The organism is Sphingobium psychrophilum (assembly GCF_012927105.1).
GTDB lineage: Bacteria > Pseudomonadota > Alphaproteobacteria > Sphingomonadales > Sphingomonadaceae > Sphingobium > Sphingobium psychrophilum.
The window spans coordinates 1-16,751 of the sequence record NZ_JABBFV010000039.1; the positions used below are offsets into that span (position 1 = coordinate 1).

Annotated in this window: 21 protein-coding genes and 1 pseudogene; 9 read left to right on the forward strand and 13 right to left on the reverse strand. The window is 60.6% G+C overall.

Annotated features, from left to right (window positions below; genetic code table 11):
• Positions 1–121 precede the first annotated feature (121 nt).
• Positions 122–2,716: pseudogene (locus HHL08_RS24180) on the forward strand (conjugal transfer protein TraG N-terminal domain-containing protein); the annotation flags it as partial.
• On the opposite strand, the gene HHL08_RS24185 reads toward HHL08_RS24180, so the two are convergent.
• From HHL08_RS24185 to HHL08_RS24195, 3 genes are all read right to left on the reverse strand, one after another.
• Entirely contained in the window at positions 2,713–3,186 is a 474-nt protein-coding gene (locus HHL08_RS24185) for a hypothetical protein (protein ID WP_169575439.1), read from the reverse strand. The pseudogene HHL08_RS24180 and the gene HHL08_RS24185 sit on opposite strands and share 4 nt — an antisense overlap.
• A gap of 104 nt (positions 3,187–3,290) precedes the next feature.
• The gene (locus HHL08_RS24190; RefSeq protein WP_169575440.1) at positions 3,291–3,674 is read right to left on the reverse strand and encodes a type II toxin-antitoxin system VapC family toxin; all 384 of its coding nucleotides are present in this window, start codon (positions 3,672–3,674) and stop codon (positions 3,291–3,293) included.
• Positions 3,671–3,928 carry a type II toxin-antitoxin system Phd/YefM family antitoxin gene (locus HHL08_RS24195; protein ID WP_043152258.1) on the reverse strand — a complete coding sequence of 86 codons (258 nt, stop codon included), beginning with the start codon at positions 3,926–3,928 and terminating at the stop codon, positions 3,671–3,673. The genes HHL08_RS24190 and HHL08_RS24195 overlap by 4 nt, the downstream gene beginning before the upstream one ends.
• Before the next feature lie 548 nt (positions 3,929–4,476).
• Between HHL08_RS24195 and HHL08_RS24200 the strand changes: the two genes are divergently transcribed.
• From HHL08_RS24200 to HHL08_RS24215, 4 genes are all read left to right on the forward strand, one after another.
• On the forward strand, positions 4,477–4,773 hold the full coding sequence (locus HHL08_RS24200) for a type II toxin-antitoxin system Phd/YefM family antitoxin (RefSeq protein ID WP_169575441.1): 297 nt from the start codon (positions 4,477–4,479) through the stop codon (positions 4,771–4,773).
• Entirely contained in the window at positions 4,770–5,222 is a 453-nt protein-coding gene (locus HHL08_RS24205; RefSeq protein WP_043152255.1) for a type II toxin-antitoxin system VapC family toxin, read from the forward strand. Before HHL08_RS24200 ends, HHL08_RS24205 begins: the two co-directional genes overlap by 4 nt.
• A gap of 19 nt (positions 5,223–5,241) precedes the next feature.
• Positions 5,242–6,156 (forward strand): HEPN domain-containing protein, encoded by a 915-nt coding sequence (locus tag HHL08_RS24210; protein WP_169575442.1) that lies wholly within the window; start codon positions 5,242–5,244, stop codon positions 6,154–6,156.
• Positions 6,157–6,229: 73 nt separating this feature from the next.
• On the forward strand, positions 6,230–6,613 hold the full coding sequence (locus HHL08_RS24215; RefSeq protein WP_169575443.1) for a hypothetical protein: 384 nt from the start codon (positions 6,230–6,232) through the stop codon (positions 6,611–6,613).
• Between the two features lie 29 nt (positions 6,614–6,642).
• Here the strand turns inward: HHL08_RS24215 and HHL08_RS24220 are convergent, their stop codons facing one another.
• The 6 genes from HHL08_RS24220 to HHL08_RS24245 all read right to left on the reverse strand — a co-directional run bounded on the left by HHL08_RS24220 (position 6,643) and on the right by HHL08_RS24245 (position 10,143).
• On the reverse strand, positions 6,643–6,975 hold the full coding sequence (locus tag HHL08_RS24220; protein ID WP_169575444.1) for a helix-turn-helix domain-containing protein: 333 nt from the start codon (positions 6,973–6,975) through the stop codon (positions 6,643–6,645).
• 521 nt (positions 6,976–7,496) lie between these two features.
• Positions 7,497–7,811, reverse strand: coding sequence for a GFA family protein (locus tag HHL08_RS24225; protein WP_235955287.1), 315 nt, complete (start codon positions 7,809–7,811; stop codon positions 7,497–7,499).
• 173 nt (positions 7,812–7,984) lie between these two features.
• On the reverse strand, positions 7,985–8,566 hold the full coding sequence (locus HHL08_RS24230) for an RNA polymerase sigma factor (protein WP_169575445.1): 582 nt from the start codon (positions 8,564–8,566) through the stop codon (positions 7,985–7,987).
• A 130-nt stretch (positions 8,567–8,696) separates the two neighbouring features.
• Positions 8,697–8,834, reverse strand: a complete 138-nt coding sequence (locus tag HHL08_RS24235; protein WP_408021805.1) for a DnaJ domain-containing protein — start codon at positions 8,832–8,834, stop codon at positions 8,697–8,699.
• A gap of 97 nt (positions 8,835–8,931) precedes the next feature.
• Positions 8,932–9,258, reverse strand: a complete 327-nt coding sequence (locus HHL08_RS24240) for a hypothetical protein (RefSeq protein ID WP_169575446.1) — start codon at positions 9,256–9,258, stop codon at positions 8,932–8,934.
• 201 nt (positions 9,259–9,459) lie between these two features.
• Positions 9,460–10,143 (reverse strand): TetR/AcrR family transcriptional regulator, encoded by a 684-nt coding sequence (locus HHL08_RS24245; RefSeq protein WP_169575447.1) that lies wholly within the window; start codon positions 10,141–10,143, stop codon positions 9,460–9,462.
• A 217-nt stretch (positions 10,144–10,360) separates the two neighbouring features.
• Here HHL08_RS24245 and HHL08_RS24250 point away from each other — a divergent pair, with 217 nt between their 5' ends.
• The 4 genes from HHL08_RS24250 to HHL08_RS24265 all read left to right on the forward strand — a co-directional run bounded on the left by HHL08_RS24250 (position 10,361) and on the right by HHL08_RS24265 (position 14,819).
• Positions 10,361–11,608: a cytochrome P450 gene (locus HHL08_RS24250; protein WP_169575448.1), complete on the forward strand. Its 1,248-nt coding sequence runs from the start codon at positions 10,361–10,363 to the stop codon at positions 11,606–11,608.
• Between the two features lie 64 nt (positions 11,609–11,672).
• A complete protein-coding gene (locus HHL08_RS24255; RefSeq protein WP_169575449.1) occupies positions 11,673–12,488 on the forward strand; it encodes an SDR family NAD(P)-dependent oxidoreductase in 816 nt (271 codons plus the stop codon).
• 20 nt (positions 12,489–12,508) lie between these two features.
• Positions 12,509–12,799: a DUF1330 domain-containing protein gene (locus HHL08_RS24260; protein ID WP_169575450.1), complete on the forward strand. Its 291-nt coding sequence runs from the start codon at positions 12,509–12,511 to the stop codon at positions 12,797–12,799.
• Between the two features lie 52 nt (positions 12,800–12,851).
• Positions 12,852–14,819: an oxidoreductase gene (locus HHL08_RS24265; RefSeq protein WP_169575451.1), complete on the forward strand. Its 1,968-nt coding sequence runs from the start codon at positions 12,852–12,854 to the stop codon at positions 14,817–14,819.
• Between the two features lie 74 nt (positions 14,820–14,893).
• Here the strand turns inward: HHL08_RS24265 and HHL08_RS24270 are convergent, their stop codons facing one another.
• From HHL08_RS24270 to HHL08_RS26355, 4 genes are all read right to left on the reverse strand, one after another.
• Positions 14,894–15,652, reverse strand: a complete 759-nt coding sequence (locus tag HHL08_RS24270) for an SDR family NAD(P)-dependent oxidoreductase (RefSeq protein ID WP_169575452.1) — start codon at positions 15,650–15,652, stop codon at positions 14,894–14,896.
• Position 15,653: 1 nt separating this feature from the next.
• Positions 15,654–16,004 carry a DUF4286 family protein gene (locus HHL08_RS24275; protein ID WP_169575453.1) on the reverse strand — a complete coding sequence of 117 codons (351 nt, stop codon included), beginning with the start codon at positions 16,002–16,004 and terminating at the stop codon, positions 15,654–15,656.
• A 116-nt stretch (positions 16,005–16,120) separates the two neighbouring features.
• Complete coding sequence (locus HHL08_RS24280) at positions 16,121–16,432, reverse strand: 2Fe-2S iron-sulfur cluster-binding protein (RefSeq protein ID WP_169575454.1); 312 nt, start codon at positions 16,430–16,432, stop codon at positions 16,121–16,123.
• Between the two features lie 80 nt (positions 16,433–16,512).
• Positions 16,513–16,698 (reverse strand): SCP2 sterol-binding domain-containing protein, encoded by a 186-nt coding sequence (locus tag HHL08_RS26355; protein ID WP_169575455.1) that lies wholly within the window; start codon positions 16,696–16,698, stop codon positions 16,513–16,515.
• Positions 16,699–16,751: the final 53 nt, after the last annotated feature.

A 16,751-nucleotide genomic window follows, 5' to 3' on the forward strand; every position in this document is an offset into this window, starting at 1 on the left:
ACCTGATCAATGACGACAACGATATGAAGAGGGCCCCGATCGGGGCCCTCTTCATATCGTCAGGCCCGCATCACAGTGGCCTACTTTTACTCCGCCCCGATGGCCTGGAATCTGACCGCCGTTTGTGGCGCTCTGGGGCGTTATCGATGCGGGCATCTATCAGCTCACGCTCGGTCGCGCGACGGCGACGCTCGCGGAGTTGCGCTCGAACGCGCTTGCGGCCAACGCTTGGCTGCTCGCGCCTTCGGCGGCGATGAAGGCGCTGGCGATCTTCGGCAGCTTTCGCACGGCCGCGGCCGGCCTAGCCGGCGCGTTCGTCTTTACCGTGTTCCGCTTCAGCGGCAATGTGTTCACCTCCTTCACGTCGGGCTCCCTCGGCGTGGCGAGCCAAGGCACGGCCGCCGCCGCGCCCATGGGTACGGCCGAGGGACAAGCGTCTGCGCTGGAAGCGCAGGCCTCGGCATTGGGCACCCGCTCCCGCGCCGCTGCGTCATCGAGCTTCGGCGATTTCGGGGAACGATCGACCTTCGGCGCCAACCGCGTCTTCGGTGAGGCAGGTCATATCCTTGGCCAGCGACCCGGCACCCCGGGCGGGACGGCGATGGCGCTTGGCGGCATCGAGGGCTCTCGTCAGCTTGGCAGCCTTGCGCCGGCGTTGGCTGGCCGGGATCTCGCCGACCCGGCGGTTGCGCGCGCCGTTCAGGCCAATGCCGCGACCACTGCGATCCACCAATTTGCCGAGAAGGATGCGCTCAGGAGCCTCGGGACGGGCTATTTCGGCCAGGGTGAGGCCGGCGAGAGGACGTTCGCGGCCTTCAGCCAGAACCTGGTGCAATGGCGCGCGTTCGGCGACAGCCGAGCTTACGGCATGATGATGCAGGCGGCCACGCGCCATTTTGAGCGGGCCGGCTATTCGGCGAGCGATGCCGAGCTCAAAGCCTCGGGCGTGATCGGAGAGGCCCAGGCCGATCCGACTTTAGCCAAGCTGATCGCCAACACCTTCGACCAGGAGCAGATGCTGAGGAACGACCTCACGTCGGCGCAGATCCAGGTCGGTGCGATGGAAGGGCGCCGCGACTATGCCGGCGATAATGTCGCGGGCGTCGAGCGCACCAATGTCGCGACCGAGCAGGGCTGGCGCAGCGGCAGCAATCACGGCCAGCGAGAGGCGGCTTCGATGCTCGGTCTCTCCGTTGATGAGACGGCGCGCCGGGTCGGGTTCATCAATGCGCTGTCTGGCGAGGCGAGAAGCACCGCCGTTACGCAGCTCGGGCGCGCGACGGGAAGGAACGAGGCGCAGGTCATGGCGGCCCTTGAGCGCTACAATATGGCGGTGCAGGTCGGAACCGCTGATGGCGCCACTGCCGAAGCGGGCCGCGAGGGCACCAGTGTCTACGGACGGACGGTCGAGGCGGCTGGGTACGACTTTGCCGAGCGCTCCGGCAAGCTCGATGCGCAGCGGGAAGTCGGAACCGCAGGCACGCGCGGCGCGGCGCGGATCGGCGAGCAGCGGCGTCAGGCGGAAAATTTCGGCTTTGCCGAGGGCGCGGAGGCAGCCGGCGTATCGACGCGCGAGGCAGCGCGGCTCGACAGCTTCATCCAGGCATTGAGCCGCACCGCAGGCAACCAGATCGACATGGCCGAAGGTGGCGCTGGCGGTATCGCCGATCGCGCTCGGAACGAGCGCTTGACCTCGATCGTCGACCGGGAGCGGCTGACCCGGATGCAAGGCCTGCTCGCCGAAAACGGCATCAAGCTGTCGAAGCGGCAGATCGCGATGGACCAGAATGGCGATCTCAGCCTCAACCTTACTCCCGAGACGGCGGCTGCCATGTCGAAGGCTGGCCTCATCAACGAGAGCCAGCTCGGCGCGATCGCGAATGGCGGGCATGCCCGCTTCAGCTTCGCGCACAACGATCTCCTCGTCTCCAGCCGAACGGATTTCAGCCGGTCGGCGCGCAGCGACACCAGCACGCGGTTCGAAGCCGGCAAGCAAGCCGGACCGGATACGATCGAGCATTTCATGGGCGGCGGCGCCGAAGGCCAGGCCATGCTGTCCAACTGGCTGCGCGGCGGGTTCGAGATGGACCGCAAGGGCGAATGGCGGCTGAAGCCGCAGGTCGCCGACACGCTCCAGCGTGATGTGCAGGCGATCATGGCCCAGACTGGGTGGCAGAGAACGCTGTCACGTTCGGCCCAAGATCAGACGACGATGGGTACCAGTGTCAACGTGGAACTCGGCCGTTCAGTCGGCGTATCCGAAAACGAAGACATCGGTGAACGCGGGCAAGGGGCCGGAAGAAAAACACAAGGCCGGCGTGCTCAAGCCCCACAGAAGATGCAATCAACGTCGGGGCGCGTTGGCGCAGGCGTTGGGTTTAGCAGCAGAGACACAAGTTCCACGAGTGAGGCTGCGGGGTCAACGCTTGATATCGTCAACTATGACGTTCGCGAATCCATCGCCGCCGCAGAGCGCGCAGCAGCCCGTTCCAGCGACCCGGAAGCAGCATTCTCCCGCGAATTGTCAAACCGCGTCCTCGGTGACGAAGGCATACGCAATCGCTACCTCCAAGATGCAGATAGTGGGCGCGCTACCTTCGATATCACCGGGCCGCTGACGTCACTGGAACAGAACTCGGTTCTTGCGAAAGGGAGCTTCTCAACTGATATCGAAGGCAGTCCGGGTGACGGCGACAGCAGCTTCAAGAAGCGTTAAGAGTGCTTACCTGTGTGCGGATTAATATACCCCGCATTGAGGGGGTTCAACGGGTTGCCGATCCAGAGTACTCCCGACCGCGGGTCGAACATGTCAGTTGTGGCGGCCAGATCTTTCATCGCGCGATCATGCTCCGCCCAAATGCGTTTCGTCACAGTCGAAGGTTCCTCATCGGACAGCGGCGTTCCATCACCTTGCCCCACAAAGTGGCCCAGACGCTCTCGGACGTAGCCGACGCCCAGCACCATAAGCGCCGTCATCGGGAAGAATAGGACATTCAGATAGCCCGCGAGTGCCCCACGATAGAATGCCGCGAGAAAGTCAACGCGTGTCGCCGCTGCCATCCCGAGCCACCAGACAGGAATGGCGGACCACCAAAGCTTGGCATACCAAGGCCGCCAGAGCCACTTCGACAGCTTCGGCTGGTCAGCGGCGCTTTCCACCTGATGTTTGTCGATGGTAGTGCCCATCGGGAAACCCCTTCCACTGCCCCATATCACTGATCGGGCCAGATTTCCACGGTCTACATAGTCGTCTCAAGGCGAGATTCGGGCGGAGCGTGACCTTTCGCCGACTATATTGCGCTCTCAACATCGGTCTTGGTGAAGTCGTCCCCTACGAAGAGGAGAGGACATCCATGCTCCCTGGCGACTTCGTAGGCGAAGCAGTCGCCAAAGTTGAGGCCGGCTGCATGAACGCCCTTTCCCCACTTGGAATAGGCCGAGGCAACGCGGTGCGCAGCGGCTGGGGTCACACTCACGATCTCGAAGCCAAGCCCGTCGATTAGGCTCACCATTTCCTCAGCGACGTTCCGTCGGGCCGAGACGATCAGAGTTTCAGCCACGGTTCCGGCGGAGATGATCAATTCATCCGCAGCCTCGATCGCATCGCTACAGGTAGCCGCATGCGGTTCATCAAGGACAATCGCCATCAGTGCAGACGTATCGACCGCGATCACGCGGGCAAACCATCGTCGCCATAGAGGAAATCCTGGCTATGCGCAGCGTCAGGACCGGTGGTTGCCTTCGCTGCTCCAGCTATCCGAGCGGCGTCGAGGAGCTTGCGGCGCGCCGTTCCATCGCTCGCCGGACGGACGGGGACTAACCTCACTGCCGGTTGTCCATGTCGCGTCAGGACAATCTCGTCTCCCGCTTCGGCCCGCCGCACCAACTCGGTCAGCTGCGCCTTGGCGTCGCTCACAGAGACTCGCATGTTGAACTCCCACTGGCCGTCGGCTACATGAACTTTTTTGGACTATTGAATGGTCCATGTCAAGATATTTGCTCAATGCCGTGGCCACGTCAGGGCATAGCTCCCTAGTCAGCGGGTACCCTGCGACTATCTGGATCAAGGTTCGTCATGTGGGCGGCCGCGCAGCAGAATGCGCCATAATCGGGCAAGCGGATGACGTTCCGGTCCGCGACGGACCCGAATGTGAAAGCTGGCAGGTGGCGGGTCTGAAGACAAATCGCCTTGAGTATCGGATCGGGAGGCAAGGCTGTTGCGCCTGGGTGAGGGCAAATCGCCTTCGCGGAACAGCGAGCCTTGGTACGAATCGTTCTTCGTGGACATCGCCGGAGTATAGTGGACGGATGTGCCGATAGAACACCTCCGCAGACCGACGCTCCCTGGCTGACATGGGAGTTCCACGGCGGAGCCTTGCACTTAGTCATATCAGCCGTTTGCTCGCGAAGGGGCGATTGGTCTTGCGATAGCGGCTGGAGCAGTCTATATCTGACTAGCTAGTCAGGAGATAATCAATGGGCACGGCAGTTGGCAAGACGGAAGGTGAGAAATCCGGTCCCCGCAGTACGTGGAAACTCGAAGATGCCAAGGCCCGCTTCAGCGAAGTCGTCAGGCGTGCCCAGAGCGAGGGACCGCAGCGGGTCACGGTCCGCGGCCGGGAGGCCGTAGTGGTGATGAGCGTGGACGAACTCGACCGGCTTCTGCCCAGGGATGCGGGCAAGCCTGCGTTCGTTCCGTTCCTCGAGGGCCTCGGACTCGACGGCCTGAACCTTGAGCGCGAGATCGACCGCGGGCGGGACGTCGCCTTGTGAAAGGCTGGCTGCTGGACACGCATATCGTATCTGCGTTGGCCAGCCCGAACGGTGCGCCGAGCGTCAAGGCATGGGCGACAGCGCAACCCGAGCACCGGATGTTCCTGAGCGTCCTGGCGCTCGCGGAATTCGATAAAGGCATCCACAATCTCGAGCCGGAACATCCGGATCGTTCGCGCTATATAGCGGCCCGCGACGCCCTCGCTGAACGCTTCAGCGACCGGCTCCTCTCCGTTCACGACGCCATCGTCTATCGCTGGGGCGCAATTTCGGGTGAGGTGAAGCGGCGGACGGGGCAGTCCCCGCCGGTGATCGATACGCTGCTCGCGGCAACCGCGATCGAGCACGACCTCTTCCTCGTGACGCGAAACATCAAGGATACTCGCCACAGCGGCGCCGTGATCTTCAACCCGTGGGAAGACGAGCCTTCGCGCTTCCCTCTCACATGACCCGAATGACGATGAGACGATGAAAACCGAACTCGACCATCTTCCGGTAAACAAGCGGCGCGAACTCGATCGGGTCATCCGGATCCTCTTTGAGGAGTTCGAGGACGCGCTTGGCCAGCCGACTGGGCCGCGCAAGCTTGGCCGCATCCTCAAGATCATCCTCTACGGCTCCTATGCGACCGGACGGTGGGTGCATGAGCCGCATACCGAGAGGGGCTATCGATCGGATTTCGACCTGCTCATCATCGTCAACCAGAAGGAGCTGACGGACAGACCCGAATATTGGGAGAAAGCGGAAGAACGCCTCGACCGGGAAACCATGATCCTCAACCGCCTACGCACGCCGGTCAATTTCATCGTTCACACGCTGCAGGAAGTGAACGATGGGCTGGCTCATGGCCGCTATTTCTTTATGGACATCGCGCGCGATGGCATTGCGCTGTATCAAGTCGACAACAGCGAACTGCACGAGCCCAAGCCCAAGACCCCGCAGCAAGCCTATGACATGGCGAAGGGTTATTTCGACCAGTGGTTCGGCCTCGCTATATCGTCGCGGATGCTTTATCAGTTTGCCTACGACAACAAGCAATTTCCCGACGCAGCCTATAATCTTCAGCAGGCGTGCGAACGTCTCTATTACTGCGTTCTTCTCGTCTACACCTTCTACACCCCTTATAGCCACAATATCAAATTCCTTCGGACGCGCGCTGAAACGATTTCTGCGCGCCTCGTCGATGCTTGGCCAAGGGAGACCCGCAAGCAGGAAGCGTATTTCAACAAGCTCAAAGATGCCTATGTGAAGGCTAGGCATTCCGAGCATTTCAAGATGACGGAGGAGGAATTCGCATATCTCTCCGAGCGCGTCGAGGTGCTTGGCACGATCGTCAACGAACTTTGCCAAGAGAGGCTGTCAGAGCTGAGCGCGCAGCTTTAAAGCATCAAAAGCGCCTCCTCGACCCGAGGAGACCGATGCTTCCAACTTCCAACTCTGCGGGTGGGAGGACTTAATGCCCGAAGAGAAAGTGCCTGACGAAGCAATGCGCAGGGTCGCTTTGGCGCTCGTGGAGCATTGTGTCCGCAATACCCGGCTGGAAGAAATCCATGCCGGCACCGTGCCGGACAGTGTCATCGGTGACTATAGCGATGTGAAGGTGGTCACGCCCTATGGCGAGATCCCCTGGAGCCAAGCTTCTCGAATTTCCGATGCCGAGATGAAGGCATTGATGATCGACATCGTCAACAAGGTCTACACGTTCCTCACGCATCTTGAAGATGTGGTGGTTCTGCGGGATTTTGCGCGCTGGAATCGGCCTGAGCATGACCCTGCCCTGCTCGCCTTCGCCAATCGCCGTGCGGCTTCTCGAGGAGCGGAAGGCGAAAGGAAGGACTGAGAGATCAGCCTTGCGCCCGCCATGAAAGCTCAGCACGTGCAAATCTGACGGCGCCATTTTGCAGGCGTTATGCCGGATGCCTTGGCAAACGCTTTGGTGAAGTGGGCCTGGTCGGAGAATCCGCACTCGAGAGCGACTTGCACCAGGGGTAGCGCGGTATCGGCCAAGAGGCGTTTTGCGCGCACGATGCGCTGCTGAACGAACCAGGCATAGGGTGCGATTCCAACCGTGTTCGTGAAAGCTCGCACAAAATAGCAGAGCGACAATCGGCACAGAGACGCGATTTCGGAGATCGAGATTGCGTTGCTGAGATTACGCCGCATCGTGCGCATGGCCAGACTGACCTGCCAGGGGGCGAGCATCGGCCGACTGCTCGTCTCTCCTCTGGGCCCCCCGAAACCCTTTTGCCGTCCGATCGGCACAGATTGTGTTTTAGTCTGCGTCGACCGCGCGCACGGCTTCGCGCTCGCGCCCACACTTCCAAAAGCCGCCATGGCGACCCCCAACGGGTTGCGAGGCAGATTGCTTGCGCCGGGGAACCTCAGCGCCCTGCCTCATCGACCACCACCAGGAGACGCTAGGGCGCAAGCCGAGGCGCGTTCGAAGGAGGAAGCCCTACTATTCCCAATGAGGGGACACATTGGCGATCCAAAAGGCGCCCCACTTTTTTGTCCGAGTTCAGCGCCGGGCCTCCCGTAGCCATCCGGTGAAGACCGCAGGCCGCGACCAAGTGGCGGCTTCAACGGACGCCCAGAGGAGCAATGATGTCGTGGAGACCGGAAAATCTGCTTTCTGGCGCGGAAGGCAGGTTAACGGCCAGCGATCCGTCTTATGACGATATGGCCCAAATCATTACAATTGCGGCCTGGGGAGTCACCATCCCTCACCAACTCGCGCCGTCGATGAACCGGCGGGGCAGCCCATTCCACAACGCCGGGTCAAATAGATGCCCATCCGGTCGTACGTCGGATTGCGCGGGCTTCTGTGGGTGGTGACGCCGCACGTAGCGCAATGCCACAACGTCAGGGTGCATATAGCCCACGCCCATGCCCGTGACCATCACTTGGCTGGGTGTGCGGTACGTCCAAAGTGCTCCGGTTCGCCGGCAGATCGAGCAATTGCACTCACCGGCATCGACAGGATCATCCTCAATCGCAACGCGGATTGTCCCGCAGTGGCAGCTTCCCTCATGCTTCATGCCAGCATCTCCTGCACTCGACCGGACAAACCTTGGTTTGTTGGAGCTGTAGCAAATACGATGACAAGGATGCCCCACACCATGGTTAACCGGCACGGTAGTGTCGTCGCCGTGCAACCGTTCGGCGGCAAGGACGTGGCCTCGATCAACCGGTAGAGCGGCATCAGCGCCGGTCAGACCGGCCGCTTGCGACGACGTAAGACCTTCCTGAGATATATCTCCGCTCGAGTGAGCTCCTTTTGAACCGTGCGCTTGTGCAAGCCGAACTCGGCGGCAATCTCGCTTTGCGATTTCTCGTCGCGCCACTTGGCTAGGAATATTGCCTGCCGCCGAGGCGGGAGGGTATGAAGCGCCTGCAAAGCTCGCGTCATTTCGTCCGTGGCCAAGGTGGCGGCTTCCTGACTCGGCGCATTGTCCGGAATATCGAGAAGCCCAGCATCCTCCATGTTGATCGCGCGCCAGTCGCTCCGCCTCCTGTTCTTTGCGAGATTGATGGCCATCCGGTAGAGGTAGAAGCGTGGGTTATGGAGATCGCCGATAGACGGGTCCGCCCTCAGCTTGACATAGACGTCGTGGAGCGCCTCAGCTGCAGCCTCGGAGGAACGCAGATGCGTCGAGAGGCGCATCTGCAGCGCCCCATATTCAATCTCCAGAAGGGCAAGAAGTTGCTCAACCGGGCTCTGGTTGGTCGCTTGGAACGAAGCGTCGAATTCGCTTGCCTGCGCAGGCTGGAATGGTTCTGAGTCGTCAATCATTGCCTTCCAGACTTTAGCACGGATCGGTTCGCCAATTCCGACGTGAACTCGTTGTTTGCTCTCACCGCAGCTGACAGATTATGGCGCGGATAGAGGCTGTGGCGCAGATGTTGTGAGGAGCTAGGCCCTTTCAGCAGGGCTCCTCGGCCGACTTGTCGCCAGGGTTGAGGTCCGGATGGAGCTTCTTCGCGAGCTTGCGATACGCTTTCTGGATATCGTCCCCGCTCGCGGACGCGGCGACGCCGAGAACTTCATATGGATTGCTCACCTGCTACGCCTCCTGGTCGCGCTGAGGATCGGCGCGAACCCTTCCGCAGCATTCGCCGTCAGCCTCGGTATATCCATCTCCTGGCCGCATCCCCTCGTCACGCGGACTTCAGCCGCCTCAGGCCAAAGGCAAGTGAGATAAGGAAAACACCGCGGAAGAGAAAGCTGAAGCCGATGATCGCCGCCACGAAGGCAAGCCCTGCCAGCGGGCCGCTGATCACCAGATAAGTACCCAGCCCGATATCGATGACGCCGAGCAACAGCCTCCATCCCTCGTCATGCGTACCTTTCAGCCCAACCTTGGGAAGCACGCGTGCGATAAGCATGTTGAGACCAAGCTCCGTCACCGACATGGCCATCACCGAACAGTTCGTCCGTTTTAGTGCGCGCGCTGGCTTATATATCCCTTCAATCTCTGCCGCCATCGTCTCGCTTGCTCCCGCGCGAGGGAAATGACCATGTTTCGATTTCTTCCGCAAACATTTCCCCGGGCGCTCTGCCAAGAGAGACGATCAATCTTTCAAAGCGGATTATACCATCGCCGGCCATGATGTGGTGGATCGGGCGGGCATCTCTTATAACTCGGCATTCCGCCTCGCTCAGATCGCCATGGGCCAAACCACGGGTTACCCCGCCACCCTGATAGAATGCAGCACAAACCCCGCCGAATAGTCCCGCCAGGCCTTCAGCCCCTGGTCTCCGCCCAGTTTGGCGCCGGATACGAACGAGATCATGGGGCTATGGGCGAACCACGTCGTCACCATGCTGAATATGGTCCAGAAAAGGGCATCTGCATCGACGTCATCGCGAAAGATGCCAGCGTCCCGCCCGCGCGACACGATCTTTTCAAGGCCCTCGATCGCATTCTTTAAAACGTTCGCAAGCGAACTGCGTTTTCCCACATGGGCAAAACCATGCTGGGCCTCGTCCATCGTCATTTTGATGATCTGCGGTCGCCTAATATAGTCTGTGAAAATCCTGTCGATATACGCTTTGAGCGCGCATTCCGGGTCCAAGGCGTCCAGATCCCAATTTTCATTGAAAACCGTCGTTCCCACTGCGGCCTCTTCAAGGATCAGCGTGTACAGGTCCGCCTTGCTGCCGAAATAATAGTAGAGAAGTTGCTTTGATACCTTCGCTTTGCGCGCAATGCCGTCAACTGTAGCGCAGTCAAAGCCATGCGTGGCGAACTCCTCCTTGGCTGCGCGCTGAATATCGCCGATCGTATCTGCGGTTGATGGCCGACGTCCCAACGCCAGATCCTTTACCTCGTCGCCGCGGCCAACATCATCCGACTGAAAATTGCCCAACGCCTGTCTCCCACGGATCACGGCTCCCGCCCTGACCGAGCGGTGAATTATTGCCTTTGGCCATAATCCGCTCCGCTTCTAAGCACAACGGGCGCTCTTGGCGAGCGGCCTGGATTTCAACTGCTCGGCCATCGGCAAAATATGCCCGGGCCGCTCTGGGGGTGAAATTCCAAGCCTGTTCACAAGAGAACAAATGTTCGCGTGATGAGGATCTCTGATGTCCGAAATGACACTCTCCACCAAACCCAGGATTCCGCCGCTCGACGAAGCACGGTTTCTTGACGTCGACCTTTTCGGGCAGGAGCTGAAGGCCAACCCCGCTCCCTACTTCACCCAATGGGCAAAAAGTCCGCCCTTCTACGCGATGGTCCAGGGCCACGCCCATGTCGTCATCTCGCGGCACGCGCAAGTCCAATGGGCGCTGCGGACGCACGACATCATCAGCGCCGTGCCGCACAAGGGCTGGGGCACCGATCTGTTCGATTATTTCAACGGTTTGCCGCTGGTCGTCGATTATGATCCGCCAGAACATTCACGGGTGCGCAGGCTCATGCAGCCAGGGTTCACGCCGAGCCGGGTCGCCAAGATCCAGCCACTGATCGAGGGCATGGTCGACGAACTCGCCTTGGCCGTTGCCGAGAAAAAAACGTTCGACATGGTGACCGAGTTTGCCGGACCACTGATGTATCGCGTCTTGCTGGGCGGCGTGTTCGAATTCGATCCGGAAATCTGGCCGATCTTTATCAACCTGTCCAACGCCCTTGAACTGGTGGCAACGGTCCCGCCCGGTGCGCCCAAGCCGGCCGCATATATGGAGGCGTTCAACGCCGTCCATGACTTCTGTGGTCGACTGATCGAGGAGCGCCGGGTCGCGCCAAAGGACGACCTGGTTGGGACCGTCATCGCGGCGCACGATGAAAAAGGGTCGATCTCGATCGAAGAACTGTTTTCAACCTTGGTGCAGCTTTTCACCGCCGGTCTGGGCACGGTCACCGCCACCTCCAGCAACGCAGTGTTGCGCCTGCTGCGGCATCCCGATCAGCTGGCCCTGTTACGGGCCGACCCTTCGCTGCTGAACAAGGCGCTCGAAGAGTGCATGCGGATCGATTGCCTTGGCAATTTCCGCCATCGCTTCGTCGTCAAGGAACATGTGATCGACGGCACGCCAATCTACCCGGGGATGGTCGCGCACATGTCGCTCGGCGCGGCGAACTACGATCCGGACAAATATCCCGATCCTGCCCGGTTCGACATCACCCGCGACCCGCGCGACATCCTGACTTTCGGTTTTGGACCGCATCTGTGTCCCGGCAATATTCTGGCGCGGATGGTGACGCGTGCGATCGTCGGGCGTCTCGTCTTCGGGTTCCCCCATCTGCGCCTCGCCCATCCGGACGACGTCATCATTTGTGGCGGGATGCCGACGGAACGCTTCCCGACGCACGTAAACCTGCGCGTCGATTGAATAGCGATCCGCAGCGGGTCGGGACGATCACCAAGAATAGTTCAATATTTGGGAGAGAAGCAGGATGTTGTTTGGAGATCTGAAAGGGCGCGTCGCGATCGTGACCGGCTCGGGCGCCAATATCGGCGAGGCATGCGCGCGCGCGCTCGCCGGAGCGGGCGCTGCCGTCGTGCTGGCCGACATCAATCTGACGGGCGCGCAGAAGGTGGCCGACGACATTGTCAGCGCGGGCGGAACGGCCATGGCGCACGTGCTCGACCTTGTCGACGAGGACAGCATCGCCGCCGTCATCGCCGCGACGGTGGCGCATTATGGCCGCATTGACATATTGCACAACAACGCCGCCGACACGCGCCCCGATTTCATGGCCCAGGACAAATCTTTCCTGGACATGACCTCCGAGGTCTGGGACCGGACCTTCGCCATCAACACGCGTGGACCGATGCTGATGATCAAGCATGTCGCGCCGCACATGATCGCGGGCGGCGGCGGATCCATCATCAACACAGGGTCTGGTACTGCGCTCCTAGGTGATTTGTTCCATCCGGCCTATGCGTCGTCCAAGGCTGCGCTTCACACGATGACCCGGAATGTCGCGACCCATTTCGGCCATCATAATATCCGCTGCAACGCCATCCTGCCGGGCCTTGTCCTGAGCAAGGGTGCCCGTGAGATGATGTCCGACGGTGAAATCGATTTCATCCAGCGCCATGTGTTGCTGCCGCGACAGAGCGTGCCCGAGGACATTGCAGGGCCGGTGCTGTTCCTTGCGTCCGATGCGGCCAGCTTCGTCACAGGCCAGGTGTTCAGCGCCGACGGCGGCATCGTCCACCATGTGCCGTTCTACGCCGACGTGATGGCGCAAATGAGCGCCAACTGAAACAGGATGGGAGAGCAGCTATGGCATCCTACATATTGAGCGTCATGCAGAAGCATGATCTCGAAAAATACGCCGAATATTCGGCTCAGGGCTTCGTGTCGCTCGACGGCATGGCGTTCGAGGTTACCGTCAGCGAAGGGATCGAGCCACTGGAGGGCACACCGCCGGGCAGCAGCGTCGTCATCATGAAGTTTCCCGACAATGACACGGCCATGCGCTGGTATCGCTCCGATGCGTACCAAAAGGCGATCCCCATGCGGCATGCGGCCGCCGATACCGCCTTCGTGGTTCATTTCACCGACGACAAATGATCAGAAACACGGGCTGCAACAGCAACAGGCTGGCGGCCGGGAGAGGAATGCGATGAGCAAATATACCCACATGTTCAGCCCCCTGAAGATTGGCGCGATGGAGATCAAGAACCGTGTCTTCATGTCGCCGCACGGCATGGTCGGCCTCGGCATCGGCACCGATCGGCAGGTCGGCTATTTCGAGGCGCGGGCCAAAGGCGGCGCGGGCCTGATGGTGATCGCAAGTTGCCAGGTCGTGCCTGCGCCATTGGTGCCGCCCGGCTGGTTCATCGAAGCCTATAATCCGGACCACATTCCTGCAATCCGCCGGATCGTCGATGCAGCGCACAAGCATGGTGCGAAGATCGCCGTGCAGGGCGTTTGGATGATGGCCGACGTCGATCAGGCGCAGGCATCGGGCATAGCCCCGCATACCGTCCTGTCGGACACGCAGCCACGTTCGATGACCACGATCGAGGTCGAGGCGCTGATCGAGGCCCATGCCGTGGCTGCAGCCCATGCGCAGGACGCCGGCGCCGACGGCTTCGAGTTTCCGATCAACGCGGGCGGCGGTCTGCAAAGCTTCACCTCCGAATTCTACAATGAGCGCACCGATCGCTTTGGCGGCAGTCTTGAAAACCGGATGCGCATCGTGGTCGAGATCCTTGCGGCCATCCGTCAGCGCGTCCGGCCGGACTTCGCCATCGGCATTGCGGTCAATGCCGATGAGTCCACGTTGGGCGCCAGGGGCATCGACGACGGCATCGCACAGTGCAAGATCCTGGAGGATACCGGCATGGTGGATTGGCTGCGCATCACTGCGCGCGGTCAGAAACCGCAAATGACGCAATATCACTATCCTTCTTCCTATGTGGTCAAGGAGGGGACGCATCTCGATGCCGCCGCTGCGGTGAAGAGGGCGGTTAAGCTGCCGGTCATCAGCGGAGGCCGCGTCCTGACCCCGGCCTTCGCGGACCAGGCGATTGCCGATAATCGATGCGATATGGTGTTCGTCGCCCGGTCCGTGATTGCCGACCCGGAATGGCCGAACAAATGCCGCGATGACCGTACGGCCGAAATTCGCGCATGTATCGGCGATCTGGAAGGATGCTTCCTGCGCTCCTGCTACGGTCAGCCCGTGGGCTGTACCGTCAATCCGGACATCGGCTTCGAGCACGAAGGCGATATTTTGCCTGCGGCCGTCGCAAAGCATGTCGTGATCGCCGGCGCCGGGCCTGCCGGCATGCAGGCGGCGATGGTCGCAGCGAAGCGCGGCCATACAGTCACACTGCTTGAGAAGTCGGATCAGCTTGGCGGCCATGTGACGCTTCAGGCGATGCTCCCTGGCCTTTCCGACCGAGCGGACATCATCGGCTGGCTCAAGCTCCAACTCGACAAGCTGGGTGTCGACATACGGATGAACACGGAGGCGACCATCGAGAGTGTCGCGGCGCTCAAGGCCGATGCCATCCTCGTGGCGACCGGCGCGCGCTATTCCAAGACGGGTTCCAGCAAGAATCAGCTACCGGGTGTTCCGGGCGCCGGACTCGATCATGTCTTCACGCCCGAGGAGGTGCTGCTCGAGCATGCCCGGCTGGGCAAGCGCATCATCGTCTACGACAATACGGCGTATGAGGTCGGTCCGGGCATTGCCGAATATCTTGCCGACCAGGGCAAGGACGTCACCTTCGTGACGATGGATTCGGCGATGGCCATGTCGGTGACAGAGCTTGGTCTCAACAAGCTTATCGCGCGCCGCGTCATTCCCAAGGTTCGATTTCTACCTTCGACCGAGATCGTGGAGATCGATCCCGCAAATGTCCGCCTGCGCGACTATTTCACCGGCGCTGAGACGATCCTCGAAGGCATCGACAACACCATCCTCATCACGTCCAAGCCGCCGCAGGAAAGCCTCTTCCATGCGCTGGTGGGAAGCGGGACGGATGTCCGCATCATCGGGGACGCGCGTGAGGCGCGCTGGAGCGTGTTTGCCACCGACGAGGCGATCAAGGACGGACGACGCGCAGGGATGGCGGTTTGATGGATTCTATGGATAGGAAGCCAACCGCCATTCTGGACATGGACGCTCTGCTGTGCGCGACTTTACAGGTGGCGTCAGCCCGCCGTGATTCCGTTGTCGGCACAATAGCAGACTCCATGCACCGACCGTGCCCGGTCGGAAGCCAGGAACATCAGTGGTTCGACAATGTCTTCGGGCTGGGAAGGTGGTCGTATGCCGATATAGCGCGCGATCAGACTCTGATCAGCAGCCGCGGGAAATTGCAGCGTCTGGACCATCTCGGTCAGCATGCCGCCGGGCGCCAGCGCGTTGATACGCACCGGTGCGTGCATAAATTCCATTGCGAGTGATTTGGTCAGGCTGAGCAGCGCTGCCTTCGTGGCCGCATAGGGCGCGGTATAGGCCTGCCCCAGGAACGCGGCCGTCGAAACGACGTTGACGACATTGCCCTTCGTTTCGATGAGATGGGGCATCGCCGCCTGAATCATGAAGAAGGGCGCAGTGACGTTGGCGGAGAACAGCCGGGCCCAGACATCGGCCGTGACGTCGGCGAGGGCATGGAACCGCAAGATGCCGGCAACATTGCACAGAACGTCCATACGTCCGAAAGCCTCGATCGCGGTCTCCACGGCCTTTGCGCAATTTGCCGCATCACCCAGATCACCCGCATAGATAACGCTTTCGCCGCCCGCTTCGGCAATGCGCCGCATCGTCTCAATCAGGCCGTCATTGTTGAGGTCGACCAGACACACTCTCGCGCCCTCCGCCGCAAAACGGATGCTTGCCGCACGGCCGAGGCCGGAGGCCGCTCCGGTCACTACAACGACCAGTCCCGCAAATTCGCCCTTGCTCATTTCATGCGCCCTTCGCTGCGGCGGCGACAATTGGCGTGATCGCCTCGTACATGTGGATGGCCATGTCCTCCATGGAGAAGGCCTCGCTCATTTCCATCTTTCCGGACTGAACGAGCGCGGTTAATTGCTCGACCGCAGCGCCGGGATCGTCGGTTTCCATTGTGTAGATGGCCATATAGCGCTGACGCGGTGCGCCCTCCACCGCGTCATCCATCAAACGGAAACGCTGCGCGGCAACGAAGCCAGGGACGGCGGTGACATCGGCCAGATGTCGGTTGCTGTACCAGTCGTTATATTCGTCTTCGCGGCCGGCGACGGGATTGCTGAGTACGACATAGGCAAATTGTGACATTGGCTTCTCTCTTGGCGATATATTGACTCAGGGATGCGTTGTTCGCTCTGACTTGGCGGCGAAGCGGTCCGATGCCATCCCTGCAGGCTGGTCAGCACCGGAGTCGCTTTCCCCGGCTAATATTCGGCAGGTGCCACGCGGACCACAAGGCCGTCCATCGTAGGATCGACGACGATCTGGCAGGACAGACGATAGCCTGACGGATCGTCTTCCAGCATCGAACCCTCGATAGCGCTCGCTGGCGAAATCTTGCCCTGATTGGCTTCATCGAGGATGATCTTGCAGGTGCCGCAGGAAGCTACGCCACCGCATTCGGCGCGTATGTCATCAATCCCGGATTCAATCGCCCCGCGCATCAATGTTGTGCCGACCGGAATGCTGGCGCGCATTTCGTCCCCGGAAGTCGTGATAAAGATAATCTCTGGCATGCAGACCCCTAATATGGCGGTTTTCGCCATGGCTCAGATGAGTGTTGGACGTGCGGGTAAAAATGGCCGGCACATGAGCTTTAAAGAAGCTTGGTCAGCGCCATGACCGACATGATGTCGCCCCTGACCTTGATCTTGCCTTTCACCATGGCAACCTGCGGATTCATTTCCTTGTTAAGGATCGCGACAAAGTCCTTGAGAGCCCGATCCGAAACTAAGTTGAGTGGTATCAGCGGGTTAGCTTGACGCTTGCCGCAGTCGTTGATTCAGGGGTTTTGCAACAAACTTCCGGAGATCAACAATGTGGACCGATACCACT